Source organism: Latilactobacillus parafuchuensis (genome assembly GCF_055271665.1).
In genome coordinates, this window is the sequence record NZ_CM143875.1 from 870,743 (window position 1) to 896,800 (window position 26,058).

Consider the following 26,058-nt stretch of genomic DNA (forward strand, 5'->3'; position numbering starts at 1 on the left):
GTCTGATGGTGTTTATTATAACCAATCTGTCTATAAAGTGCGATGATTGCTCTTTATTTCCCAGGAAATTCTTGTTAATCTTAAACTAATCACAAGGAGGTTACTCAAATGACTTCATTTTGCTTTAGTTTCAGCACAGGTAAAGATAGTTTGATTGCCCTAGATACTTTAATTCAGACGGGCTACCAACCAGCCGGTTTAATCACCAGTTTGAACGCCGATATCCAACGTTCTTGGTTCCATGGCGTACCGCCCGCAATCCTGACCCAAATTGGTACCAGCTTAGACTTACCGATGACACTCGTCAATACTCAAGTTGATGATTATCAAACGGTCATGGTGGCGGCTTTAACCCAGTATCAGAAACAAGGCGTCACCTATTGTGGCTTTGGCGATATCGACATTCTCCAAAATCGGCAGTGGGACGAAACTGTCGCCCATGCCGCGCAATTAATCCCGCTGTTACCTTTGTGGCAAGCGGATCGAACCGCCAACGTCCACCATTTTCTAGACCGGGGTTATACCGCGATTATTAAAACTGTTAACAAAGCGTCAAAAATCCCAACAGCTTTTCTCGGCCAGCCACTCGATCAAACCTTCATTGATTATTTACAGGTCCATGATTTAGATGTTTGTGGTGAAAATGGTGAATATCACACCTTAGTCGTCGATGGTCCCTTGTTTAAACAACCGATTACGTATCAAACGGCCGGCATTTTCGAAAGCCCCTACGCCTATTCACTGATTATCAATTAAACTACGCAACACATTATTGATTGAAATCATTTGATTCATCAATACATGCTCCGACGCGCGCCATAACTCATCAAATTCCGTTCAAATCTAAAAATAGCCAATCCCTAAGTTCTGGGATTGGCTATTTTTCTGACTTGATACTCATTTGATAACGTGCCAACATCCACTGATTCCTGTGCTTAGCGACGTTTCGCAAACAAGCCCATAAACCGGACTTATTCACGAAACTAGGCTAATGCTCAGAATCAAACCGTGGTTGTGGGCACTCATTTGATAAACGAGTTCTGTCTCAGCTATTTAATTAACGTTTTCGTGTTGCTTTTTTGCGCGCTTTCGCAATCGCTTTTTCACGATCGCGCTTGTCTTGTTCCTTAGCAGCACGATCTCGGCGAATCTTAAATGGATTTTGAATCACCAGTGTTTGACCCACTGAAAAGGCGTTGGTTACTACCCAGTAAATAGAAACGGCTGAGGCAATGTTCATCGCCATGACAAAAATCATGACCGGCATGACCCAAAGCATCGCTGTTGACGCCGCATTCTTCGTTGGTTGTGACAACATCGTTAAATAAGAAGTCCCAAACGTAAAGACGGCTGCCAAAATTGCCATAATGAAATACGGATCGGCTTTACCCAGTTCCATCCATAAGAATGTCCCTGATTTTAAAGCGGCTGTCCGATAAATCGCTTGGTATAACGCAATCAGAACGGGCATTTGAACCACTAATGGTAAACAGCCGACAACCGGATTAACCCCGGCTTTAGCATACAATTTTTGCGTTTCTTCACGCAATTTTTGTTGCGTTTCAGTATCTTTAGCAGCGTATTTCTTCTGTAACGCTTGAATTTCAGGCGCAACTTCTTGCTGTTTCAACATACTCTTACTTTGCCACCAAGTTAACGGCAAAATAATAATCCGGATAATTAAAGTAAATGCGACAATCGCCCAACCGTAACTACCACCGAACAAATCCGCTAACCACAATAGGAAGCGTGAGAAATTATAAATAATATAATGATCCCAGACACCAGTACTACTACTATTAACTGGTGCGGTACTACACCCTGCTGCGATTAACATAAATAAGAACAAACTAGCGACTAATAATAGTCGTTTACGATTTTTAGACTTCACGCCAATATCCCTCACTTATTCAGAAGCAGAATCTGCTTCTTCCTTTAATAACTTAGCCAGCTTTAAGACGTGGCTAATGTTCTGTTTGGTTTCCGCCATCGTTAACTGATTGGCACCCCGTCTTGCAATGACTAAAAAATCAACAGCTTGCGGTAAATCCGGTTTTAATTCGGTCAAACTTTGCCGAATATACCGTTTTACCTGATTACGCATGACTGCATTTCCGACTTTTTTACCCACGGAAAGGCCCACACGAAAATGTTTTTGGCCAGGTTTGTCTAAGTGGTAAACCACAAAATTGCGATTGGCCACCGATTGGCTAGCTTCAAAAACGGTTTGGAAATCCTGTTCCTTTTTAACACGGTACGACTTTCTCATAATTCACTCCGGCATTTCTTTGTTTAAAATTAAAATCGAGGATAATAAAAAAACCACTGAAGCATCAGTGGCCTATGCAGATAATACTTTTCTGCCCTTAGCACGGCGTCTTGCAAGTACCTTGCGACCGTTCTTAGTATTCATACGTTTCATGAAACCATGAACACGTTCTTTATGGCGTTTCTTTGGTTGGAAAGTTCTCTTTGTAGTCATTAATCTGGCACCTCCTAATTGACTGTGTCTATTGTTACCTATTCAGAAACAACGGTGATCAATACCACCTACGACATTCACTAAAATATAATAGCATATTTCTGCAAAAGTTGAAACACTTTCTCTAAAAAAGTTCTGAATAAATCCCGGTCGATTATTATTTTTTTAGTGACTTGTTTTGTGGATAAGCACAATCCGGGCGATCATCCAAATTTGTTATCCCCAAGTAACGATCGACGTTATCCAGAAAACCACAGGTTGTTCTTAAGTAATCCACAGGCTGTTTTTGATCTGTTGATAACTCGTAAAAACAGTATAACACCATAGCTTCTTTTACACACTGCTTTTGTGGATAACTCTAAAAAACTATTTTTTTCGTTACTTTTCCACAATCGTCATTTGTCTTAATCCCCAAGCTTGTGGATTAGTGGAAAACTTTTAAAATAAAGCTTGTGGATTTAGCGCTTCTTGTGGAAAACTTTTTTTCATAATGCTAAAATAGGATTAGTCTTTATTGATTGCTGTTTTTTTCAATAAAGTGGTTATTTTATTTAAGGGGGACACGCTACATGCCTGATCTTCAGGAACTTTGGAACTATTTGCGGGATAAATTCCAAACAGATTTAACCCCGGTTGGTTTTAATGCTTGGATTAAAACCGCCAAACCACTTGCTTTTAGAGCGAATGAATTAGTGATTGAGGTACCGTCAGTTCTACACAAAGAATATTGGGAAAATAATTTAGCGACTAAAGTCGTTGAAGGGGCGTATGAATTCGCTGAAATCGAATTGACCCCTATTTTTGTGTTGCCTGGAGAATCTGACAACTTAGCTGCCGATCAATCACTCACTTCGCGACCTTTAACGAAAGCTGAAACACCGACTTTTTTGCGTGAAACCCATTTAAATAGTAAATACACATTTGACACCTTCGTCACCGGCAAGGGTAATCAAATGGCGCACGCCGCAGCACTCGTGGTTTCAGAAGAACCTGGTGTCTTGTATAATCCACTCTTTTTATATGGTGGCGTCGGTTTAGGAAAAACCCATTTGATGCAAGCGATTGGGCATCAATTATTGGAATCTAAACCCGATACCAACGTAAAATACGTGACGAGTGAAGCATTCGCCAACGATTTTATTAATTCAATTCAAACTAAAAATCAGGAAAAATTTCGTCAGGAATATCGGAATGTCGATCTTTTATTAGTTGATGATATCCAATTTTTCGCCGATAAAGAGGGGACGCAGGAAGAATTCTTCCATACGTTTAACGATTTATATAATGATAAAAAACAAATCGTCCTGACCTCTGATCGGTTACCTAATGAAATTCCCAAGTTACAAGAACGGTTAGTTTCCCGTTTTAAATGGGGCCTACCGGTCGACATCACACCACCTGATTTGGAAACTCGAATCGCCATTTTACGAAATAAAGCGGACGCTGAACATCTTGAAATTCCGGAAGATACGCTCAGCTATATTGCGGGTCAAATTGATTCCAACGTCCGAGAACTCGAAGGGGCACTCGTGCGGGTCCAAGCCTACGCGACGATGCAAAATGCTGAAATCACAACTGGTTTAGCAGCTGACGCCCTCAAAGGATTGAAACTGAATGGCAAATCCAGCCAATTATCAATCGCGAAGATTCAATCCGTGGTCGCCAAATATTACAGTTTAACAATTGCTGATTTAAAAGGCCGTAAACGAGTCAAAGAAATCGTCCTACCACGGCAAATTGCCATGTATTTAGCCCGCGAAATGACTGATAGCTCTCTACCCAAAATTGGCCAAGAATTTGGCGGTAAAGACCATACAACTGTCATGCACGCCCACGAACGAATCAGCCAAGGCATGGCCATTGATCAAAATTTAAAAGATGCCATCTTAGATTTAAAAAATACGTTAAACGGTTAAAATGGCCTGTGGACAACTGGTAAGGTTATCCTGAGGTTATTACACAACTTGTCCACAAGTGGAAAACTATTGGCACTTTAGGTTTTCTACTTTATCCACAGCTTCCACAGGCCCTACTACTATTACTTAAAAATCTTTAATATATATATATACTTAAATCTCCGGAGGATTAGACTTATGAAATTTTCAATTAATCGTGCTTTATTCATCAAAACGCTTAATGATGTTCAACGTGCCATTTCAGCTAAAACCACTATTCCAATTTTGACCGGGCTTAAATTAATGCTTTCTCAAGAAGGCTTAACACTAACCGGTAGTGATGCTGATATTTCTATTGAAGCGACTTTAGCGACTAATGATGAAAAAAATCAATTAGTGATTGAAGAAACGGGCTCAATTGTTTTACCAGCACGTTTCTTTAGTGAAATCGTTAAAAAATTACCAGAAGACCAAATGATGGTTGCTGTCGGTGATAATTTCCAAACCACGATTCGTTCAGGTAAGTCAGAATTTACAATTAATGGTTTAGACGCTAATAATTATCCGCATTTACCTGAAATTGCGGGACAAAATCCATTTAGCATCAGTACGGATGTCTTAAAACAATTAATTCATCAAACCGTAATTGCCGTTTCAAACCAAGAAAGTCGACCAATCCTAACCGGCGTACATTTAGTGTTGGACAACGGTGAAATGTTGGCCGTTGCAACCGATAGTCATCGATTAGCCCAACGTAAATTGACGGTTGATCTACCAGAAGATACGGATTACGACGTGATTATTCCAGGGAAAAGTTTAATTGAACTTTCCAGAACACTTGCAGACGATGTCGATAACGTTGAATTACGGATTGCTGAAAACCAAGTGCTCTTTAAAGCGGGTAATTTGGCGTTCTATTCACGTTTATTGGAAGGTAATTATCCTGATACAGCCCGTTTAATTCCAACCAGTTCAAGTACCCAAATCGAATTTAACGCCCCTGTTTTATTAGCCGCCATTGAACGGGCTTCATTGTTATCACATGAAAGTCGGAACAACGTCGTGCGCTTAACGTTAAATAATGCCGATCAAACGGCCGTTATTTACGGTAATTCGCCAGATGTCGGGAATGTGGAAGAAGCACTCCAATTCGAAAACTTAACGGGTGAAGATTTGGAAATTTCATTTAATCCTGATTATATGAAAGATGCACTTCGCTCATTTGGCCAAACCACGATTAATATCAACTTCACTTCAGCACTACGCCCATTTACCTTAGTGCCTAGTGAAGATCAAGAACACTATATTCAATTGATCACCCCTGTACGGACGTTCTAAATTAAGTGCGTTGAGTTGCGGTTAGCAGCTGAGCATTAACAGAAAATTCCCAGTTATCTTGTTTTTTAAGATAACTGGGAATTTTAGGTTAAGCGGAAGTTGTTGCAACTCAAAAGCACGTTAAAGTCGAAGTGCTCACACAAGCAGTTTGACCTTGAGCATAACCTAAGAATTGTCCATATGATTTGAATTTTAATCATATGGACAATTATGTAGTTAGGCGGAAAGGTCAGCTTGGGTTAGCACGTTAAAGTCGAAGTGCTCACTCAAGTTGATCAGTCTTTGAGGATTAACCTAAAAATCAGCGGTATGATTTGTATTTTGAATCATACCGCTGATTTTGTAGTTAACCGGAAAAGGCTACTTGAGAAGCACGTTATCAATCTGAGTTATGGTGCGTGTCGAAGAATATCAGAATACTGCGGCTTATATCACAGCTCTTTTTTTGAGAAATCGTGTAATTAGGGATCGTGGTCAAATCTAAAATAAATTATGTTAGAGCGATTTCAGCATTTGCAAGTAGGAGATGTTTAAAATCGCTAAAAACGCTGAGAAGCGATTTTAACGATGTTTATTTGTTTTTAAGGGTAAAAAAGTCTATAATTGTGAGTAAGATTTGAGATTAGTCACAAATTAATTAAGATCATTAAGAATGGTGGGTTGTTATGATACAAGAAGTGCAACTAGAGGCTGAATTCGTGACATTAGGACAGTTACTCAAAGAAGAAGGCGTTGTCTCAACAGGTGGCAAAGCAAAATGGTATTTACGCGAAACAACCGTCTTAGTCAACGGTGAAGCGGATGATCGTCGGGGCCGGAAGTTATACGCTGATGACGTGGTTGAAGTGCCTGATCACGGTCAGTTTAAGATCATTAAACAAGAAAGCTTGTAGCACATCATGTATTTAAGTGCGCTCCAATTGGACCATTACCGGAATTATGATCAGGTGGCCTTAGAATTCTCGCCGGATACCAATGTGTTGATTGGTGAGAATGCGCAAGGTAAAACCAATTTATTAGAAGCCATCTACGTCTTAGCTTTGGCGCGGTCACATCGCACCAATAATGATCGCGAATTAATCCAGTGGGATAGTGAATTTGCTAAAATTACCGGACAAGTGCAACGGACGGTTGGTCAAGTGCCTTTGGAATTGGTGTTGAGCCATAAAGGCAAAAAAGCCAAGGTCAATCATTTAGAGCAAGCTAAGTTGTCCCAATACATTGGCCAACTGAACGTCGTCTTATTTGCCCCGGAAGATTTAAACATCGTTAAAGGATCACCAGCAGTTCGGCGGCGGTTTATTGATATGGAATTTGGCCAAATGAGTGCCAAATATCTCTACAATATTTCACAATATAAAGCGATTTTAAAACAACGTAATCAATATTTGAAACAACTCCAACGGCATCAAGCCAAAGATTTGGTCTATTTAGGCGTTTTATCGGATCAATTAGCGGCGTATGGGGCTGAGGTGACGGTTGCGCGTTATCAATTCTTGCAACAAATGGAGAAATGGGCGCAAAAACTGCATCAAGAAATTACTAAAGGTCGCGAAAAATTAACGTTTCGTTACCAAACACAGCTCGATAGCGAGCAATTGAGTCAAGATTCAGAAACGTTGTATCAATCATTTCAGAAACTGTATGAACAACAACAGAGTCGTGAGATCGAACAGGGGACCAGCTTAGTCGGTCCGCATCGCGATGACGTTCAATTTATCGTCAATGATAAGGATGTGCAGTCTTTTGGGTCACAAGGTCAACAACGGACGACGGCTTTAAGTGTTAAGTTGGCCGAGATTGATTTAATGAAAGAACAAACCGGTGAATATCCGGTTCTTTTATTGGATGATGTTTTGTCAGAACTTGATGATTTACGGCAGACACATCTGTTGAAAACGTTTCAAAATAAAGTGCAAACTTTTTTAACGACGACTAGTCTTGAAAACGTTAAAAAAGATATTATTGCAACGCCCAAGGTCTTTAACGTGACCGACGGGGTGGTTGTCACTGAAGCAACAGCAGCACAAACAGACTAGAGAGCGGAGGAATTTCACTTGGCAGAAGACGAACAATTAAATCAACCAACAGAAGAACAGATTGAAGCAAAAGAAGAACGCGCTAAAGAGTATGATGCCAGTCAAATTCAAGTCTTAGAAGGACTTGAAGCGGTTCGTAAACGTCCCGGGATGTACATTGGCTCTACGAGTGCACAAGGTCTCCATCATTTAGTTTGGGAAATTATCGATAACGGGATTGATGAAGCCTTAGCGGGTTTTGCGACGGAAATTAACGTCGTCGTTGAAGCGGATAATAGTATTACCGTCACCGATGATGGCCGGGGAATTCCAATCGGGATCCAAGCCAAAACGGGGAAATCAGCCTTAGAAACGGTCTTCACAATCTTGCATGCCGGTGGTAAATTCGGCGGCGGCGGCTACAAAGTTTCTGGTGGTTTGCATGGGGTCGGCGCATCAGTCGTCAATGCCTTGTCAACGACGTTAGACGCCGTTGTCACACATGAAGGCAAACGTTACTATATCGATTTCAATCGTGGTAAGGTCAACACACCCATCAAAGAAATCGGCGATGCCCCTGAACATGAACACGGCACGAAAGTCCATTTCGTACCAGATCCTGATATTTTTACGGAAACGACCGTCTATGACGATAAAATTTTAACGACCCGGATTCGGGAATTAGCATTCTTGAATAAAGGCTTAAAACTAACATTCACCGATAAACGTGCAGCGACGCATGAAAAACTAGAATTCCACTATGAAGGTGGGATTAAGAGTTACGTCGAATTCTTAGATCATGGCAAAGAAACGTTATTAGACGAACCGATTTATGTTGAAGGCGAACAAAACGGAATCACCGTTGAAGTCGCGCTACAATACACCAACGATTATCGGACGAATTTGATGACGTTTGCCAACAATATTCATACCTACGAAGGTGGGACGCATGAATCCGGCTTTAAGACGGCTTTAACGCGGGTCATCAACGACTATGCGACTAAACAAAATATTTTGAAAGCTAACGATACGAATTTATCGGGGGAAGATGTCCGTGAAGGCTTAACGGCCGTTGTCTCGGTTAAACATCCAGATCCTCAATTTGAAGGTCAAACGAAGACGAAATTAGGTAATTCTGATGCGCGGACGGTGACTGACCGGATGTTCTCAGATCACTTTACGAAGTTCTTGATGGAAAATCCAGCAATTGCTCGTCAAATCGTCGACAAAGGCTCACTCGCTGCTAAAGCCCGTTTAGCGGCTAAACGGGCGCGCGAAGTGACTCGGAAGAAAAATGGTTTGGAAATTTCAAACTTGCCCGGGAAATTAGCCGATAATAGTAGTAAAGATCCCGCAATTTCTGAATTATTCATCGTCGAAGGGGATTCCGCCGGTGGTTCAGCTAAATCAGGTCGTTCACGTTTAACGCAAGCCATCTTGCCAATTCGTGGGAAGATTTTGAATGTTGAAAAAGCCAGCATGGAAAAAATTCTCGCCAATGAAGAAATCCGGACCTTATTTACCGCAATGGGCACGGGTTTTGGTCAAGAATTTGATGTCAGCAAAGCGCGTTATCATAAATTAATCATCATGACCGATGCCGATGTCGATGGCGCCCATATTCGGACGTTGTTATTGACGTTATTCTACCGTTACATGCGGCCCGTCGTTGAAGCGGGTTACGTGTACATTGCCCAACCACCTTTGTATCGGGTTAAGCAGGGTAAGATGATGCGTTACATCGATTCAGATGAAGAACTCCAAGAAGTTTTAGGGACATTGCAACCAAGTCCGAAACCAGAAGTTCAACGGTATAAGGGGTTAGGTGAAATGGATGCCAGCCAATTATGGGATACCACCATGGATCCAGACAATCGTCGGATGTTACGGGTCAATGTGGAAGACGCTGAAGAAGCAGATCAAATTTTTGAAATGTTGATGGGCGACCGGGTTGAACCGCGTCGGATTTTCATTGAAGAAAATGCCGTTTATATGGATCCAAAGAGTATTGATGCTTAATAAAAGCTTGAACTGAAATTGATTGAGAGGGGTTTATCGATTAATGGCAAACGAAGATGTCCAAAGCGGGCGGATTGAAAACGTCAATTTATCTAAAACAATGCGCAAGTCATTCCTTGAATACGCAATGAGTGTCATTGTTGCCCGGGCATTACCTGACGTACGTGACGGTTTAAAACCCGTTCAACGCCGAATCCTATACGGGATGAATGAATTAGGGGTTACCCCTGAAAAACCGTATAAGAAATCGGCCCGGATCGTTGGGGATGTTATGGGGAAGTACCATCCACATGGGGATTCTGCAATTTATGAAGCCATGGTGCGGATGGCCCAAGATTTTAGTTACCGGTATATGTTAGTCGACGGTCATGGTAACTTTGGTTCAGTCGATGGCGATGGCGCTGCCGCAATGCGGTACACCGAAGCCCGGATGAGCAAGATGGCTGTTGAAATGTTACGCGATATCAATAAAAATACGATTGATTTCGTACCCAATTATGATGAATCAGAACGGGAACCTGCTGTTTTACCAGCGCGTTTTCCGAACTTGCTCGTCAATGGGGCCACAGGGATTGCCGTTGGGATGACGACTAATATTCCGCCCCATAATTTGGCGGAAGTCATTAGTGCGTTGCATATTTTGATGGATAATCCAGAAGCAACGACTGCTGACTTGATGGAAGCAATGCCGGGACCTGATTTTCCAACGGGTGGCTTAGTGATGGGTAAGTCTGGTATTCGCCACGCTTACGAATCCGGTAAGGGTACGATTACCTTACGGGCCAAGGTCGATGTTGAAGTCCAAAAGAGTGGTCGTGAACGGATTATCGTCACGGAAATTCCTTACATGGTCAACAAGGCTAAGTTAGTGGAACGAATTGCTGAATTGGCCCGCGATAAACGACTTGAAGGCATTACCGATTTAAACGATGAATCTGATCGTGACGGGATGCGAATTGTAATCGATGTGCGCCGTGATATGAGTGCTTCAGTGGTTTTGAATAACTTATACAAGCTGACACCATTGCAAACATCATTCTCATTTAATATGGTGGCCATCGTCAACGGTGCCCCTAAAGTCTTGAGTTTGAAATCAATTTTGGAATATTATTTAATCCATCAAGAAGAAGTCTTGCGTCGCCGGACTGAATTTGATTTGAAGAAGGCCGAAGCCCGTGCCCATATTTTGGCCGGTTTACGGATTGCTTTAGACCATATTGATGCGATTATCCAGATTATTCGGAGCGCTAAAACCGGTGATACGGCAAAGGTCTTGTTGATGGATCAGTATCAACTTTCAGACAAACAAGCCCAAGCCATTTTAGACATGCGATTAGTCCGATTAACTGGTTTGGAACGGGATAAAGTCGAAAATGAATACAATAATTTAATGACTTTAATTGCCGATTTGAAAGATATTTTGGCGAAACCTGAACGAATCCAAAAAATTATTTATGACGAATTGTTAGAAATTCAAAATAAATTCGGCGACAAACGTCGGACTGAATTATTGGTCGGTGAAGTCCTCAGCTTAGAAGATGAAGACTTGATTGAAGAAGAAGATGTTGTCATTGCGTTAACGCACAATGGTTATATTAAACGCTTGCCAGCCAGTGAATTCAAAGTCCAAAATCGTGGTGGCCGTGGGATTCAAGGGATGGGCGTTCATGATGATGATTTCATCGAACACTTAATCTCAACGTCAACCCATGAAGTGCTCTTATTCTTTACCAATACGGGTAAAGTTTATCGTGCTAAAGGCTATGAAATTCCTGAATACGGTCGGACGGCCAAAGGGATTCCAATCATTAATCTCTTAGGGATTAATTCGGATGAACGGGTTCAAACCGTCGTTAACTTAGGTAAAGAAATCAAAGACGAACAAGCCTTGTTCTTTATCACGCGTTTAGGGACGGTTAAACGGACGTCCGTTAGCGAATTTGCCAACATCCGCAGTAACGGGTTGAAGGCTTTGACGTTAAAAGAAGACGATGAATTGATCAACGTCTTATTGACGGATGGTCAACAAAACATCTTTATCGGGACGCACAATGGTTACGCCGTCTCATTCAGCGAATCAGCGGTTCGTTCGATGGGCCGGACTGCAGCCGGTGTTCGTGGGATTCGTTTACGCGAAGGCGATTACGTCGTCGGTTCTGACTTACTGATTCCTGGTCAAGAAATCTTAGTCATTTCTGAAAAGGGTTATGGTAAGCGAACGACTGTTAGTGATTATCCAATTAAGGGTCGTGGTGGTAAAGGGATTAAGACTGCCAATATCACTGAAAAGAACGGCCCATTAGCTGGGATTACGGCTGTCACGGGTGAAGAAGACATTCTCTTAATCACCGATACTGGGGTCTTAATTCGATTCCAAGTTGCTAACGTTTCACAAACCGGTCGGGCAACCTTAGGGGTCCGTTTAATCCGGGTGGATGATCAAGCCAAGGTCGCAACAATGGCCAAAGTGGAAGCTGAACCGGATGAAGCCGAAGTCGTTGAAGGGCAAGCAACAACGCCTGAAACCACTGAAACACCAGTTGCATCAGATTCAACGGATACGGGATTAGCACAGGTTGATGAACTCTTAAAACGCGCTGAAGCGGATCAAGACGAACAACCAGATTCAGAAAAATAATTAAATCATTAATCGTTTTTGCATTCATTTGCAAAAGCGATTTTTTGTTTGGGATTGTATTTTCAGAAACGGTATGATACAATTTTATATTGTGAGTATCTGTGATTTAGGCATCGGGCCTAAATCGTGAGGCTAATTTATTAGTCAGTTACTCCTTGTTCTTATTGAGTAAGAACCTAAAGTCCATAAGGAGGTGAACAGTCATGGCTCAATCAAAATACGAAGTTACTTATATCATCACTACAACACTTGATGAAGAAAGTAAAACAGCCCTTGTCAACCGTTACGACGGCATCTTAAAAGACAACGGCGCTGAAGTGGTTGATTCAAAAGACTGGTCAAAACGTCGTTTAGCTTATGAAATCAACAATCAACACGAAGGCATTTACCATATTGTAAATGTTTTAGCTGATAATGATGAAGCTTTAAACGAATTTGATCGTCTAGCTAAGATTGATGGCTCAGTACTACGCCATATGATCGTTAAACGCGAAGACTAATTTTGAATTGTAATTAAGAAATAGAGGGGAGCTAATAGCATGATTAATCGAGTTGTACTCGTTGGTCGGCTAACACGCGATGTTGACCTACGTTACACTTCTAGTGGAGCAGCCGTTGGGACTTTCTCAATGGCGGTCAATCGTCAATTCACAAACGCCAATGGTGATCGTGAAGCTGACTTTATCAACTGTGTTATTTGGCGTAAATCAGCGGAAAATTTCGCGAATTTTACTAAGAAAGGCTCATTAGTTGGTGTTGAAGGCCGTTTACAAACTAGAAATTATGAAAACCAACAAGGTCAACGGGTCTACGTGACTGAAGTGGTTGTTGATAATTTCTCATTGTTAGAATCACGGACGACAACTGAACACCGACAAAGTGAAGGTTCAAGCGCAAGCACAAACCAAAACTTTGGCGGTCAACAAAATACTGGTAGCCAACAAACCGGTTTTACCAACCCTCAACAAACGGGTAATGCACCAGTTGCAGATAACAAACCTGCCGATCCATTTGCAAATAATGGTCAAGCAATTGATATCTCAGATGATGATTTACCTTTCTAACTGAAATCAAATAGATTGTTGTGGAAGGAGGACTTTTCAATGGCTCAACAAAGAAGAGGCGGCAACCGTCGCCGTCGTAAGGTTGATTTTATCGCTGCTAATCACATCGACTACATCGACTACAAAGACACTGATTTATTGAAACGTTTTATCTCAGAACGTGGTAAGATTTTACCTCGTCGCGTATCTGGTACAAGTGCTAAGAACCAACGTCGTTTGACAATTGCAATCAAACGCGCTCGGATCATGGGCTTACTACCATTCGTTACTGAAGACTAAACTTTAAATTCAAACCACCAACCAAGGTTAACTTGGTCGGTGGTTTTTTTGTCCAATGATAAATGACTAAACTCGTCATAATTTACCATTTTAGGCGATACTCAGGCGTAAACTGGCTTAGTCAGCGCTCTGTTCGAAAACGTGCTTTTGGTTGCAACACCTTCCGCTTAATCTAAACTGATCAATCATCTTAAGCCCAAGATAATTGGTCAGTTTGGCTTAATGCTCAGGTGCTATCCGCAACCAACGCACTCTGATTTAAAATGTGCTAAAATAGGGTAATGATTCTTTAAGATTTAGTAAAGGGATCATATTATTGTTTGTGAATGTAATGACCAGCATACTTTTTTTTAAGAGTTAAGGAGTTTACATGAAAAATAAATTTAAGCAGTTTAAAATGCCGCAGTTTCTAGACGATAGTCGCTTACGGACCGTTGCGCTCGTTTTGATGGGCTTAACCGTCGTTAGTTTGGTTTTTGCCGCGATGCTTGACTGGCTAATCGCCTTGATTTTGTTTGTCCTATTAATCGGGACCGTGATTACGGTGTTGTACGCGATTGAAACGGTGACTGAGAATACGGCGAAGTACGTCTCTGATTTGTCTTACCGGATTAAACGGGGCGAACAAGAGGCTTTGATTAAGATGCCAATCGGAATCTTATTGTATAATGAAAAAGGCGAGATTCAGTGGACCAATCCGTATTTACAACAGTATTTAGGTGATAAGGAAGTTTTGGGCAAGCCGATTAAAGAGGTTGATCCGGAACTAGCCGAATTGGTCACCCAAAATGAAGCCGCTAGTGATACGAAAATTGTTCATTGGGGCGATAATCAGTTCCAAATTATTATTCAAGAAAGCATCGGGGTTGTTTATCTACTCGATATCACGCGTTATGCGGCGATTGAAGACCGTTATGAAGACGAACAAGTTGCGATCGGCCAAGTTTTCTTAGATAATTACGATGAAATTACCCAGACGATGGATGATCAAGCCATCTCAAATCTGAATAATTACGTCACCAACGAATTATCGAAGTGGGCGAATCAGTTCCAGATGTTTTTAAAACGCGTTGATGATGACCATTTCTTCGTGCTGGCGTATGCGAAATCCTTGCACGCTGCTGAAAAAGAAAAATTCAAAATTTTAGATGAGATTCGTGAAGAAACGTCTAAACAAAACTTCCCATTAACCTTGAGTGTTGGGTTTGCCTATGGGGAATCTGATTTAGCCGTTTTAGCCACGACTTCCCAGAGTAATTTAGATTTAGCGTTAGGTCGGGGTGGCGATCAAGTCGTCGTTAAATCGAGCGGCGGTCAAGCCCGCTTCTATGGTGGGAAAACCAACCCGATGGAAAAACGGACCCGTGTACGGGCCCGGATGATCTCGCAAGCGCTCCAAGAAGTCTTCAAACAAGTCGATGCGGTCTTCGTCATGGGCCATATTCGCCCTGATATGGACGCACTCGGCGCTTCGTTTGGGATTCGCCGAATTGCCGAGATGAATGGTAAGAAATGTTACGTGGTCGTTGATCAAAATAATATTCATACCGACATTCAACGCCTGTTAGAAGAAGTGAAAGCTTATCCTAATATTGCGGTCGAGGTTTTGTCGCCAGAAGAAGCGGTTGAAAAAGCGACCGACAATAGTTTGTTAGTGATGGTCGATCATTCCAAACCATCCATCACGATGGCACCAGACTTGTACGAGAAGCTCAATCAAAAGACGATTGTCATCGATCATCACCGGCGGGGGGAAGAGTTCCCAGAAAACCCCATGTTGGTTTATATCGAGCCCTACGCGTCTTCAACTTGTGAGCTAGTCACCGAAATGTTTGAATACCAACCCCAAAACGTGGCGAATATTAATAAGTTTGAAGCGACAACGATGTTGGCCGGGATTACGGTCGATACCCAATCATTTTCAATGCGGACTGGGACGCGAACGTTCGATGCGGCTAGTTATTTACGGTCGGTCGGCGCGGATGCGTCGATGGTCCAACATTTATTGAAAGAAAACGTCGATAATTATATCCAAAAGAACCATTTAATCGAAACGATTGATATGGTTGAACCGAATATGGCATTATGTCTTGGGGAAGACAATCGGACCTATGATCCGGTGATTGCGGCCCAAGCAGCGGATACGTTGCTCTCGTTATCGGGGATTGAAGCGGCGTTCGTCGTGGTCCAACGACCAGACGGTTTGATTGCCATCTCCGCTCGTAGTTTAGGGGACATTAACGTCCAGGTCATTATGGAACGGCTAGGCGGCGGTGGGCATCTATCCAACGCAGCCACGCAATTGAAAGATGCGACGGTTAGTGAAGCCAAAGCTAAGTTATTGACCGTCTTAGCTGAATTATTTGATCCAGCCGAAGACGATGAAACAACCAAACATGATTAAATTTGATAAAGGTGGTCCCAAAGATGAAAGTCATATTTTTAGAAGATGTTCGTGGTAAAGGTAAAAAAGGCCAAGTCAAAGACGTGCCAGATGGTTACGCACAAAACTTTTTAATTAAAAATGGTAAGGCGAAACAAGCCACAACTTCAGCCATCAGTACTTTAAAAGGGCAACAACATGCTGAAGCCAAGAATGCCGCGGCTGACTTAGCCGAAGCGAAAGTGTTAAAAACGAAAATTGAAGACGACGCAACAATCGTTGAAATCAAATCTAAAGCGGGCGAAGATAGCCGACTATTCGGTTCGATTCCTAGCAAACAAATCGCGCAAGCTTTAGAACAACAATATAAAATTAAAGTCGACAAACGTAAAATTGATTTACCAGAACCCATCAAAGCATTGGGATATCGGAGTGTGACGGTTCGGATTCATCCAGAAGTTGAAGCGTCTATCCGGGTCCACATTGTCACTGAATAAAGTTGCCTTAAAATCGTGATCAATCATTGAATCACGATTTTTTTTTTTGTGGTATTATGATATGAGCATGAAACAGGACAGAAATAAAGGGGTAATCAGGGTGAATAATGAACTAATCGAACAGACACCACCACAAAATAATGAAGCCGAACAAGCCGTGTTAGGTGCTGTGTTTATTAGTGGTGACGCATTAGTTGAAGCGATGGAATACGTTTCAACCGATGATTTTTATCGCCGAGCCCACCAACTTATCTTTCAAACGATGGTTGAACTTAACGAACGGGGCGAAGGCATCGATGCGGTCACTTTAAAGAGTGAACTTGACGCCCGCAATCAACTAGAAGATATCGGTGGTATTAGCTATCTAGCCGAATTGGCCGATTCAGTGCCGACCGCCGCCAATGTTGTTTATTACGCTAAAATCGTCTCTGAAAAAGCGATGTTACGGCGCTTGATTCAAACGGCCCAAAATATTGTCGCTAAAGGTTACGCGCAAGATGAAGACGTCACCGATATTCTTGATTCGGCTGAAAAAGAAATTATGGACGTTTCTGAACGTCAGAATAAGGCCGGGTTTAAATCGATTTCGGACGTCTTGAATTCATCCATCGAACAAATTGATAAATTGTATCAAAACGAAGAAGATATCACGGGTCTTTCAACCGGTTACCGTGATTTAGATAAGATTACCGCCGGCTTACATGCCGATGAATTAATTATCTTAGCGGCCCGTCCCGGGGTCGGGAAGACGGCGTTTGTCTTGAATATCGCCCAAAATATTGGGACTAAAACCAACGAAAATATTGCGATTTTTAGTTTGGAAATGGGTGCGGAACAACTGGTTAACCGGATGTTGTGTGCGGAAGGCAGTATTGACGCCAACCATTTACGGACGGGTCAATTGGATGAACAAGAATGGCAGAATTTAATCGTCGCAATGGGTAGTTTGTCTAAAGCTAATATTTATATCGACGATACACCCGGCGTTAAAATGGCTGAAATTCGCGCTAAATGTCGTCGGTTAGCCAAGGAAAAAGATGGCGTCGGTTTAATCGTGATCGATTATTTGCAATTGATTGAAGGTTCCGGCCAAGAAAACCGTCAACAAGAAGTCTCGGCGATTTCACGGCAACTCAAGAAGTTAGCCAAGGAATTACGGGTACCCGTCATTGCGCTATCCCAACTTTCACGGGGCGTCGAACAACGTCAGGATAAACGACCAGTGCTCTCCGATATTCGTGAATCGGGTTCAATCGAACAAGATGCCGATATCGTGGCCTTCTTGTATCGTGATGACTATTATCGTGATGAACCTGGCGAAGATGGTGACGATTATAATGGTGGTAACGCACCAGCACCGCAAGAACCAGAAGATTCCGATGTCGGTGAAGTGGAAGTCATTATCGAAAAAAACCGGGCAGGCGCTCGGGGGACGGTCAAATTATTGTTCGTCAAAACTTTTAATAAATTCTCATCGATTTCGTATGCACCAGAATAAAGGATTATTGTATAAATAACGCCTAGGTATAACCTAAAAAAGTTGACTAACGGAGATCTTTAAAGTTAGTCAGCTTTTTTGCGTACCCATAATAATAATTAAAAAGTTAACGAGATTAAGTGTTAATAAATCCTGAAAACGATTTAAAAATGTTGTTGACGCTTACATTTTCAAGTGGTATGCTTTGTTCGTTGAGTTAGTAAGTTAACTTTACAAACTAAGATGATAGAGGAGATACCAATGAAAAAAGTTACTGAATTGTTTCAAGCCAAGATTCTACCAGCACTTGCTAAATTTGGGAATTTAAAGTACATGGTCGTTCTTAGAGATGGGATGATTATTACAATTCCATTCACTATTTTTGGTAGTATTTTTATGATTATTAATAATTTACCGTTTCCCGGATGGGCAGATTTTATTAAACCGTTCTCTGCTGCGCTAAATGCGCCTGTGACGATTACATTTAATATTTTGGCCTTTATTGTGGCGATGGGGATTAGTTATCAAGCTTCTAAGATTAATAAAATGGATCCGATGTCTGGGACTGTCATTGGGACCGTGGCCTTTTTACTGGCGATGCTCAATGATAAACTGGAAATTGATCCAACCACATTAGGATCAGGTGGGATTTTTACAGCAATTGTCATCACAATCTTAACCATTGAAGTGATGCATTTCTTTATCAAGCGTAATTGGGTTATCACGTTACCGGAATCAGTGCCACCAGCAGTTGCTAAATCATTTTCATCCTTGATTCCTGGGGCCCTAGCATTAACATTAATTTGGTTATTGCGGGTTGTCTTAAAAATTGATATTAACAAAGTGATTACCGCTATCTTCTCACCATTAGTTGTCGGACTTAACAGCATTTGGGGTGTTGAATTAGCAGTCTTCTTAGTACTTGTACTATGGGCCGTTGGTATTCATGGAACCAACATCATCGGGAGTATTTATACACCGGTCTTTTTAACTTTCCTATCTTCAAATATTGAAGCGGTTTCTAAAGGACAAGCACCGCAATTTATTACTTGCGAAGGTTTCCTTAATTTTGGGATGACAGTCGGTGGTACGGGTGCCATTCTTGGATTAGCATTATGTATGTTTACCGCTAAAAGTAAACGGTATAAGATGATGCGCAATGTCGCCTTAGTGCCTTCACTATTCAATATCAGTGAACCTATGATGTTTGGGTTACCCGTTGTTTTAAATCCAACCTTAATGATTCCATTTATCGTGACACCGATGGTATTGATTTTAATGACGTATTATTTAATGAAATTTGGCATTATTGGCATGATTGTTGCCCAAGTACCATGGACGACACCAACAATCATCAACGGCTTTTTAATGACTGGTGGAGATTGGCGTGCGGCTGTTTGGCAGATTATTGAATTAGTCATTGCAGTTATTGCTTACTACCCATTCTTCCATTCACTTGATCGTCAAGCGGTTAAAGAAGAATCATTAAAAATTAACAATACAGAAGAATAAAGCGTTGTCGGCCCATTAAGAGAGGGAGATTGCAAGATGTATTATGATGAACTAGATGAGTTTCCTAAGGATTTTCTATGGGGTGCAGCCAGTGCGGCTTACCAGATTGAAGGTGCTTATCAAACTGATGGTAAAGGATTGTCGATTTGGGATGAATATGCGCACACCACTGGAAATACGTATCAAGGCACGACTGGTGATGTCGCAATTGATCACTATCATCGGATTGACGAAGATGTTGCTTTAATGGCGAAGATGGGCTTGAAAGCTTATCGCTTCTCAGTTGCGTGGACTAGGATTATTCCGGATGGGGAAGGTGTGGTTAACCAAGCGGGTATCGCTTTTTACCGGCATCTAATCCAAGAATTAAAGAAACACCACATTGAACCGGTTTTGACGTTGTATCATTGGGATTTACCCCAGGCGCTACAGGATAAATATAATGGTTGGGAATCACGGGCCATTATTCCGGCGTTTAGCAAATATTGTCGGGTATTATTTGATGCTTTTAAAGATGACGTGACTTACTGGGTGACCTTTAATGAGCAAAATGTATTTACGAGCATGGGGTATCGTTGGGAAATGCATCCGCCAAAGGTTTCTAATATAAAACGGATGTTTGCGGCTAATCACGTTGTCAATTTGGCCAACGCTGAAGTGATTAATCTGTTTCATCAAGTCGTGCCTAATGGTAAAATCGGTCCCAGTTTTGGTTACGGACCAGCCTATCCGTTGACGGGCGACCCGAATGATGTTTTAGCATCAATTAATGCCGACGATTTCAATAATAACTGGTGGTTAGATGTTTATTGTCGGGGGGAATATCCTTATTTTTTGATGAAACAACTTCAAAAAATGGGGGTTGCACCTGAAGTCACCGAAGCTGACCAGAAATTATTGAAATCTGCTAAACCAGATTATTTGGGCGTTAATTATTATCACGGGGGGACGGTTCAAACGAATCGCATTCAAAAACCCGTGGCACAGGATAATTCGGTACAAAAGGATTTTTCAGCAATTGACCCTTACTTAATGCAACCGAAAGATAATCAGGCCCAGACACCTGAGGTTAGAATGTTTAATTCAGTGACCAATCCGTATTTAAAGAAAACTAATTGGGGTTGGGAGATTGATCCTGTTGGCTTCCGGATTGCACTCAGACAAATCTATGAAAAATATCAACTACCGTTATTTGTGACTGAAAACGGGTTAGGGGCCGTTGATGAATTAAAAGATGGTCAAGTCGATGACCAATATAGAATTGATTATCTTGATAAACATATTTTGGCCATGAAAGCCGCAATGACCGATGGTGTCGATATTATTGGTTATTGTGCATGGAGTTTTACCGATCTATTGAGCTGGTTGAATGGCTATAAGAAGCGGTATGGTTTTGTCTATATCGACAGGAACGATGAGTCGGAATTAACGCTCGCTCGAATTCCTAAAAAAAGTTATTATTGGTATCAAAAATTAATCGCAACTAATGGCACTCAAATAATGCCTAAAAGTAATCCCAAGGAGGATTCAGAATGAAGTATTTAAATGGTGGCTGGTTAGTCAAAGACGGTTATTCAGTTGAATATGCGCAAAATATTTACGACGTTAAAAACGATGGGGAGAAATTAACCCTATATGCACCATTTAGAAAAATTCAGGCGATGGGTGATACGCTTGATGGTGGGTTAATGACAATTGAAGTGACGACCCCGCGTCCGGATATTATTACAACTAAACTTTGCCATTTTAGCGGTGGGATTAAACAAGGACCAGAATTTGAATTAAATACGAATCATGTGAAACCGATTATCGAAATGACAGCTCAAAAATGTTGTTATCAAAGCGGTGATTTAAGGCTCGAAATTGACCTGGGTGATCAAATCGGGTTTACCTATTATTACCAAGATAAATTACTGACGAAATCGACGACCCAAGCGAAAGCCCTTGTCACGGATGCTAATCAGCAAGACTATATTGCTGAACAACTGGTTTTAAACGTGAATGAAAAGATTTATGGACTGGGTGAACGGTTTAGTAATTTTGTTAAAAATGGTCAAACTGTCGATATCTGGAATCAAGATGGTGGGACTGGAACCGCACAAGCTTACAAAAATATTCCGTTTTATCTATCTAATCGAAACTATGGCGTTTTCATTGATACGCCCCAAAAAGTTAGTTTAGAAGTGGCTAGTGAAAAAGTGTCACGCGTTCAATTCAGTGTTCCCGGTCAAGAAATGACTTATTCAGTCATCGGCGGTGACAACATGAAAGACGTCTTGACCCACTACACTGATTTAACCGGCAAGCCAGCGCTACCCGCTGCCTGGACCTTCGGATTATGGTTATCAACGTCATTCACCACCGATTATGATGAGAAAACCGTGCTTGAATTTGTTGATGGCATGGCAGAACACAATATTCCACTTTCCGTTTTTCATTTTGATTGTTTATGGATGCAAGAATTGGAATGGTGTAATTTTACGTGGGATAAACGCAAATTCCCACAGCCATCAGCACTGCTCAAACAATTACATGATCGCAATATTAAAGTTTGTGTCTGGATTAATCCGTATATTGCGCAAAAATCACCATTGTTTGATGAAGCCGCTGCAAAGGGTTATTTAATCAAAAAAACTGACGGTTCCGTGTGGCAATGGGATAAATGGCAGGCGGGCATGGGGATTGTTGATTTTACGAATCCAGCTGCTAAAGATTGGTATGAAAAACAACTTGAAGGCCTTCTAAATCTAGGTGTTGATTGCTTCAAGACTGATTTTGGCGAACGAATTCCAGTTGAAAATATTAACTATTTTGATGGATCGGCCCCCGAACGAATGCATAATTACTATACATTGCTTTATAATGAAGCCGTCTATGATGTCACGGCACGTGTGAAAGGTGAACAAGAAGCCGTTGTATTCGCGCGTTCTGCAACGGTTGGTTCTCAAAAATTCCCAGTTCATTGGGGTGGCGACAACTCATCAAACTACGCCTCTATGGCAGAATCATTACGAGCTGGTTTGTCATTTGGGATGAGCGGCTTTGGTTACTGGGCCCACGATATATCTGGGTTTGAAGACCAAGCAGATCCAGATTTATATAAACGATGGACGCAGTTTGGTTTATTATCATCACACAGTCGCTATCATGGTAGTACGCAATATAAGGTGCCATGGTTGTATGGTGAGGAAGCGGTCGCCGTCTCGGCTAAGTTTACCAAACTAAAATTAACGTTGATGCCGTATTTAATGGCGCAAGCTCAAAAGACGCATAAATTTGGCTACCCAATGATGCGCTCAATGGTTTTAGAATTTCCAGATGACCGCAACACCGAATCTTTAGACCAACAATATATGTTGGGTGATGGCCTATTAGTGGCGCCTATTTTTAACAGTGAAGGAACGGGTACTTTTTATATTCCTGAAACGACCGGTGTTTGGACCGACTTATTGACTGAAAAAACGTATAAGAGTGGTTGTTGGTACACAGAGGTGTACGATTACATGCATCTACCGTTGCTAGTTCGGCCCAATACAGTCTTGATTAGGGGCGAACATGATGAAACCGCTGTTTATGATTATTGTCAAAATCCGACGATTCATCTTTATAATGTCACGAATGGTCAGCATAAACAAAATTTGACGGATGAGTATGGTAAAATCATAGATACAGTTACTGTTAACGTCAGTGAACAAGGTGTTCAGATTATATCAACTAAACTAGCCGATTTTAAGTTGGTTATCCATGAGCAAGGTCAGACTAAACGATTTGCTTTCAAAAAGAATATTGGGGAAGTTATTTTCTAGCCAAGCTGAATTAAATTGATTAATCATAAGTACCAAAAGAGGACGGTCATATGCAGAATGATAAAAGTTTACTACGGATGAGAAATGAAAAACGAATCTTGCAAGAAGTCTTTAGTCAAGGTGCTATTTCGCGTAGTCAAATTTCAAAGAATATCGGACTGAATAAAGTGACGGTTTCTGAAATAGTCGTGGATTTAATGAACAAAGGGTATCTGGTTGAACAAGGGCAAGGAGATAGTACGCATAGTGGTGGTCGAAAACCGACCATTCTAAAATTTAATCGAGATATGGGTTATATCCTCAGTGTTGATTTTGGTCCTGACTTTGTCGATATTATGGCAAATCGAATGGATGGCACCATTATAACGATGAAACGGGTGAATCCTTCTAGATCAGCGGAGTTTATTCTTGGCGATATTATCGATTTAGTGACTTCATATCGGGCTCAGAATAATTTGAGTTCAGTTGTTGAACCGATTCCGCTTGCCGGTGTCGCAGTTGCTATCCACGGCATAGTTGATCGGAATAAAGTGGTTGAATCACCGTTTTTTGATTTTAAGGGGCTTGATATTGCTCAAATCCTGGAAAGTCGATTATCGGTCCCCGTCATTTTACAAAATGAAGCGAATTTAGCTGCGATTTATGAGCGTGATTTTTCTGCTCGAGAACAGACCGAAAATATAGTTTGTATCAGCATTAACGAAGGCATCAGTGCTGGCATTATTATTCATAATCAGTTATACACGGGTTTACATGGTGAGGCCGGTGAAATTGGGCATCTCTTGGTAGCCGCCGATGACAAACCAGGTAAGCCTAAGCTGATTAAAGCTGAAGCGCTTTATGCTGAAACCGCCATCTTGAAAAGGCTTGGTGATAATGATCTTGGCATTGAAGCAATCGTTACTAGATATCGAGCCGGCGATCAGATTGTCCAAGAATATTTACAACAATTCTGTCAGTATGTGGCAACTGCTATCTATAATTTAGTTGTGACGGTTAGTCCAGATCGACTTGCGATTAAATCAGAGTTAATCGAACAGCTGCCAGAATTAATGAGTCAAATTCGCGGTAATATCGAACAAATCACGCAGCATAAAGTGATTCTTGATGTGGTAGATGATGTTCGTAAATGTTCATTATTAGGTGGCTGCTCAATGATGATTCACCACCTACTAGAGATGAAGAGTGGCGAGTTGACGTTTAATATGACACGTTAAGTCATGGAAAAAGGCGCTATTCCAACTGGAATAGCGCCTTTTTGGGCTTTATTTATGCATTATGCCGACTAGCAAGTAATGATTTGTAGTTAAATAATAAGTTTAAGATGACAGCACTCAAGCTACCGACGACTAGGCCGTTACCTAAGATTGTCCGAACACTGATTGGTAAGCCTTGGAGTAAGGTTGGATGAATCGCAATCCCGAGACCCAAGCCAATTGAGACGGCTGAAACGAGCAGGTTGCGGTTATCATCAAGATCAACTTTGTGTAACATCTTAATCCCTTGAATGCCGACCGTTCCGAACATCACGACCATTGCGCCGCCTAAAACGGATGACGGAATAATTGTCGCAACCGCCCCAATCTTAGGTAAGAGGCCTAAGAAGATTAAGAAGAAGGCTGAATAATAAACGGGTTTTTTCGTTTTAATCCCGGATAATTGGACGATCCCAACATTTTGCGAGAAAGTTGAATAAGGGAAGGTATTGAACAGACCACCAAGAATGGCGGCAATCCCTTCAGCACGGAAACCACGTTTTAAATCATCACTCGTAATATCGCGACCGACGATTTCGCCGAGTGCGAAGAAGACGCCGATGGATTCGATCATCGTGGTTAAAGCAGCGAGTGACATCGAGGCGATTGAGGACCATTCAAAGCGGGGGGTGCCGAAATAGAATAATTGCGGTAATTTAAACCAGCTGGCTTGACCAACTGGATCAAGTGAGACCAATCCGATGGCCGCGCCGACTAGCGTGCCACCGATGATGCCGATCAGAATTGCGATTTGTTGAACGAAGCCGCGGCCCCAGATACTGAAAATGAGAATTAAAGCAATCGTGGCAAAACCGGCGATTAAGTTGGGCATGCTCCCGAAAGTTTTAGCGGTTAAATCACCACCGCCTAAATTTTGGAAGGCGACTGGAATTAAGGTAAACCCAATTAAAGTAATCAATGAACCCGTAACAACTGGTGGGAAAAGCCACCGAAGTCGGGCGAACAGGCCTGAAACTAAAAGGATGAAGACGCCGGCGCCGATAATACTACCGTACATGACGTCGATGCCGAGTTGGCTATTCGTACCAATCGCCGTTAAAGGCGCGACGTATTCGACGGCACAGCCGAGGACGACTGGTAAGGCAATCCCCGTGAGTGGCGTCCGTTTTAATTGGAGTAAGGTTGCGACCCCACACATAAAAATATCAACAGAAACTAAGTAGGTCATTTGAGCGGCATTAAAATGCAGTGCTGCCCCGACTAAAAGCGGAATGAGCACATCGCCGGAATACATGGCTAATAGATGTTGTAAACCAAGGATGGCTGCCTTTATATGGGAAAGTTTTGGTGCTGGGTGATTTGTTTGCACTGAGTCGGACTGAATATCTGCCACAAAGTGTCCCTCCGTATCGTTGTTTAAATTTTGTTTAACA

General features: G+C 41.7%; 21 protein-coding genes. 17 read left to right on the forward strand and 4 right to left on the reverse strand.

Features of this window, described 5'->3' with window-relative positions; all coding sequences use genetic code 11:
* The first annotated feature begins 108 nt into the window (after window positions 1–108).
* Window positions 109–756 carry a Dph6-related ATP pyrophosphatase gene (locus tag ACVPPQ_RS04475; RefSeq protein ID WP_463495999.1) on the forward strand — a complete coding sequence of 216 codons (648 nt, stop codon included), beginning with the start codon at window positions 109–111 and terminating at the stop codon, window positions 754–756.
* Window positions 757–1,057: 301 nt separating this feature from the next.
* On the opposite strand, the gene yidC is transcribed toward ACVPPQ_RS04475, so the two are convergent.
* From yidC to rpmH, 3 genes are all read right to left on the reverse strand, one after another.
* On the reverse strand, window positions 1,058–1,891 hold the full coding sequence (gene yidC / locus ACVPPQ_RS04480; protein ID WP_463496001.1) for a membrane protein insertase YidC: 834 nt from the start codon (window positions 1,889–1,891) through the stop codon (window positions 1,058–1,060).
* 15 nt (window positions 1,892–1,906) lie between these two features.
* Window positions 1,907–2,269, reverse strand: coding sequence for a ribonuclease P protein component (gene rnpA, locus ACVPPQ_RS04485; RefSeq protein ID WP_463496003.1), 363 nt, complete (start codon window positions 2,267–2,269; stop codon window positions 1,907–1,909).
* Between the two features lie 72 nt (window positions 2,270–2,341).
* On the reverse strand, window positions 2,342–2,482 hold the full coding sequence (gene rpmH, locus ACVPPQ_RS04490) for a 50S ribosomal protein L34 (protein ID WP_004265830.1): 141 nt from the start codon (window positions 2,480–2,482) through the stop codon (window positions 2,342–2,344).
* A gap of 569 nt (window positions 2,483–3,051) precedes the next feature.
* On the opposite strand from rpmH, the gene dnaA reads away from it, so the two are divergent.
* The 16 genes from dnaA to ACVPPQ_RS04570 all read left to right on the forward strand — a co-directional run bounded on the left by dnaA (window position 3,052) and on the right by ACVPPQ_RS04570 (window position 24,625).
* Window positions 3,052–4,398 (forward strand): chromosomal replication initiator protein DnaA, encoded by a 1,347-nt coding sequence (gene dnaA, locus ACVPPQ_RS04495; RefSeq protein WP_463496006.1) that lies wholly within the window; start codon window positions 3,052–3,054, stop codon window positions 4,396–4,398.
* A gap of 177 nt (window positions 4,399–4,575) precedes the next feature.
* Window positions 4,576–5,715: a DNA polymerase III subunit beta gene (gene dnaN / locus ACVPPQ_RS04500; RefSeq protein WP_025082796.1), complete on the forward strand. Its 1,140-nt coding sequence runs from the start codon at window positions 4,576–4,578 to the stop codon at window positions 5,713–5,715.
* A gap of 665 nt (window positions 5,716–6,380) precedes the next feature.
* Window positions 6,381–6,608, forward strand: coding sequence for a S4 domain-containing protein YaaA (gene yaaA, locus ACVPPQ_RS04505; protein WP_025082795.1), 228 nt, complete (start codon window positions 6,381–6,383; stop codon window positions 6,606–6,608).
* Between the two features lie 6 nt (window positions 6,609–6,614).
* Window positions 6,615–7,754: a DNA replication/repair protein RecF gene (recF, locus tag ACVPPQ_RS04510; RefSeq protein ID WP_463496009.1), complete on the forward strand. Its 1,140-nt coding sequence runs from the start codon at window positions 6,615–6,617 to the stop codon at window positions 7,752–7,754.
* A 60-nt stretch (window positions 7,755–7,814) separates the two neighbouring features.
* Window positions 7,815–9,752 carry a DNA topoisomerase (ATP-hydrolyzing) subunit B gene (gene gyrB / locus ACVPPQ_RS04515; RefSeq protein WP_056950013.1) on the forward strand — a complete coding sequence of 646 codons (1,938 nt, stop codon included), beginning with the start codon at window positions 7,815–7,817 and terminating at the stop codon, window positions 9,750–9,752.
* A 43-nt stretch (window positions 9,753–9,795) separates the two neighbouring features.
* Window positions 9,796–12,390, forward strand: coding sequence for a DNA gyrase subunit A (gene gyrA, locus ACVPPQ_RS04520; RefSeq protein ID WP_025082794.1), 2,595 nt, complete (start codon window positions 9,796–9,798; stop codon window positions 12,388–12,390).
* A 203-nt stretch (window positions 12,391–12,593) separates the two neighbouring features.
* Window positions 12,594–12,890: a 30S ribosomal protein S6 gene (gene rpsF / locus ACVPPQ_RS04525; protein WP_025082793.1), complete on the forward strand. Its 297-nt coding sequence runs from the start codon at window positions 12,594–12,596 to the stop codon at window positions 12,888–12,890.
* Window positions 12,891–12,929: 39 nt separating this feature from the next.
* The gene (gene ssb, locus ACVPPQ_RS04530; RefSeq protein WP_463496011.1) at window positions 12,930–13,454 is read left to right on the forward strand and encodes a single-stranded DNA-binding protein; all 525 of its coding nucleotides are present in this window, start codon (window positions 12,930–12,932) and stop codon (window positions 13,452–13,454) included.
* 39 nt (window positions 13,455–13,493) lie between these two features.
* Window positions 13,494–13,733, forward strand: a complete 240-nt coding sequence (rpsR, locus tag ACVPPQ_RS04535) for a 30S ribosomal protein S18 (protein WP_025082791.1) — start codon at window positions 13,494–13,496, stop codon at window positions 13,731–13,733.
* Between the two features lie 370 nt (window positions 13,734–14,103).
* Window positions 14,104–16,137 carry a DHH family phosphoesterase gene (locus ACVPPQ_RS04540; protein WP_463496013.1) on the forward strand — a complete coding sequence of 678 codons (2,034 nt, stop codon included), beginning with the start codon at window positions 14,104–14,106 and terminating at the stop codon, window positions 16,135–16,137.
* A 23-nt stretch (window positions 16,138–16,160) separates the two neighbouring features.
* Complete coding sequence (rplI, locus tag ACVPPQ_RS04545) at window positions 16,161–16,613, forward strand: 50S ribosomal protein L9 (protein ID WP_463496015.1); 453 nt, start codon at window positions 16,161–16,163, stop codon at window positions 16,611–16,613.
* Window positions 16,614–16,680: 67 nt separating this feature from the next.
* A complete protein-coding gene (gene dnaB, locus ACVPPQ_RS04550; RefSeq protein WP_155833349.1) occupies window positions 16,681–18,111 on the forward strand; it encodes a replicative DNA helicase in 1,431 nt (476 codons plus the stop codon).
* Window positions 18,112–18,351: 240 nt separating this feature from the next.
* Window positions 18,352–19,602: a PTS sugar transporter subunit IIC gene (locus ACVPPQ_RS04555; protein ID WP_463496017.1), complete on the forward strand. Its 1,251-nt coding sequence runs from the start codon at window positions 18,352–18,354 to the stop codon at window positions 19,600–19,602.
* Between the two features lie 36 nt (window positions 19,603–19,638).
* Complete coding sequence (locus ACVPPQ_RS04560) at window positions 19,639–21,138, forward strand: glycoside hydrolase family 1 protein (protein WP_463496019.1); 1,500 nt, start codon at window positions 19,639–19,641, stop codon at window positions 21,136–21,138.
* Complete coding sequence (yicI, locus tag ACVPPQ_RS04565) at window positions 21,135–23,408, forward strand: alpha-xylosidase (protein ID WP_463496021.1); 2,274 nt, start codon at window positions 21,135–21,137, stop codon at window positions 23,406–23,408. Before ACVPPQ_RS04560 ends, yicI begins: the two co-directional genes overlap by 4 nt.
* A 50-nt stretch (window positions 23,409–23,458) precedes the next feature.
* A complete protein-coding gene (locus ACVPPQ_RS04570) occupies window positions 23,459–24,625 on the forward strand; it encodes an ROK family protein (protein ID WP_463496023.1) in 1,167 nt (388 codons plus the stop codon).
* Between the two features lie 52 nt (window positions 24,626–24,677).
* Here the strand turns inward: ACVPPQ_RS04570 and ACVPPQ_RS04575 are convergent, their stop codons facing one another.
* Window positions 24,678–26,018, reverse strand: a complete 1,341-nt coding sequence (locus tag ACVPPQ_RS04575; protein WP_463496025.1) for a nucleobase:cation symporter-2 family protein — start codon at window positions 26,016–26,018, stop codon at window positions 24,678–24,680.
* Between the last annotated feature and the right edge of the window lie 40 nt (window positions 26,019–26,058).

Bases quoted from the DNA above. Each gene is read 5' to 3' on its own strand.
- rplI (WP_463496015.1), top strand. From the start codon at position 16,161: ATGAAAGTCATATTTTTAGAAGATGTTCGTGGTAAAGGTAAAAAAGGC.
- ACVPPQ_RS04570 (WP_463496023.1), top strand. From the start codon at position 23,459: ATGCAGAATGATAAAAGTTTACTACGGATGAGAAATGAAAAACGAATC.
- ACVPPQ_RS04540 (WP_463496013.1), top strand. From the start codon at position 14,104: ATGAAAAATAAATTTAAGCAGTTTAAAATGCCGCAGTTTCTAGACGAT.
- ACVPPQ_RS04560 (WP_463496019.1), top strand. From the start codon at position 19,639: ATGTATTATGATGAACTAGATGAGTTTCCTAAGGATTTTCTATGGGGT.
- rpsR (WP_025082791.1), top strand. From the start codon at position 13,494: ATGGCTCAACAAAGAAGAGGCGGCAACCGTCGCCGTCGTAAGGTTGAT.
- dnaA (WP_463496006.1), top strand. From the start codon at position 3,052: ATGCCTGATCTTCAGGAACTTTGGAACTATTTGCGGGATAAATTCCAA.
- rnpA (WP_463496003.1), bottom strand. From the start codon at position 2,269: ATGAGAAAGTCGTACCGTGTTAAAAAGGAACAGGATTTCCAAACCGTT.
- yaaA (WP_025082795.1), top strand. From the start codon at position 6,381: ATGATACAAGAAGTGCAACTAGAGGCTGAATTCGTGACATTAGGACAG.
- dnaN (WP_025082796.1), top strand. From the start codon at position 4,576: ATGAAATTTTCAATTAATCGTGCTTTATTCATCAAAACGCTTAATGAT.
- ACVPPQ_RS04475 (WP_463495999.1), top strand. From the start codon at position 109: ATGACTTCATTTTGCTTTAGTTTCAGCACAGGTAAAGATAGTTTGATT.
- rpmH (WP_004265830.1), bottom strand. From the start codon at position 2,482: ATGACTACAAAGAGAACTTTCCAACCAAAGAAACGCCATAAAGAACGT.
- ssb (WP_463496011.1), top strand. From the start codon at position 12,930: ATGATTAATCGAGTTGTACTCGTTGGTCGGCTAACACGCGATGTTGAC.
- gyrA (WP_025082794.1), top strand. From the start codon at position 9,796: ATGGCAAACGAAGATGTCCAAAGCGGGCGGATTGAAAACGTCAATTTA.
- recF (WP_463496009.1), top strand. From the start codon at position 6,615: ATGTATTTAAGTGCGCTCCAATTGGACCATTACCGGAATTATGATCAG.
- yicI (WP_463496021.1), top strand. From the start codon at position 21,135: ATGAAGTATTTAAATGGTGGCTGGTTAGTCAAAGACGGTTATTCAGTT.
- dnaB (WP_155833349.1), top strand. From the start codon at position 16,681: ATGAAACAGGACAGAAATAAAGGGGTAATCAGGGTGAATAATGAACTA.
- rpsF (WP_025082793.1), top strand. From the start codon at position 12,594: ATGGCTCAATCAAAATACGAAGTTACTTATATCATCACTACAACACTT.
- ACVPPQ_RS04555 (WP_463496017.1), top strand. From the start codon at position 18,352: ATGAAAAAAGTTACTGAATTGTTTCAAGCCAAGATTCTACCAGCACTT.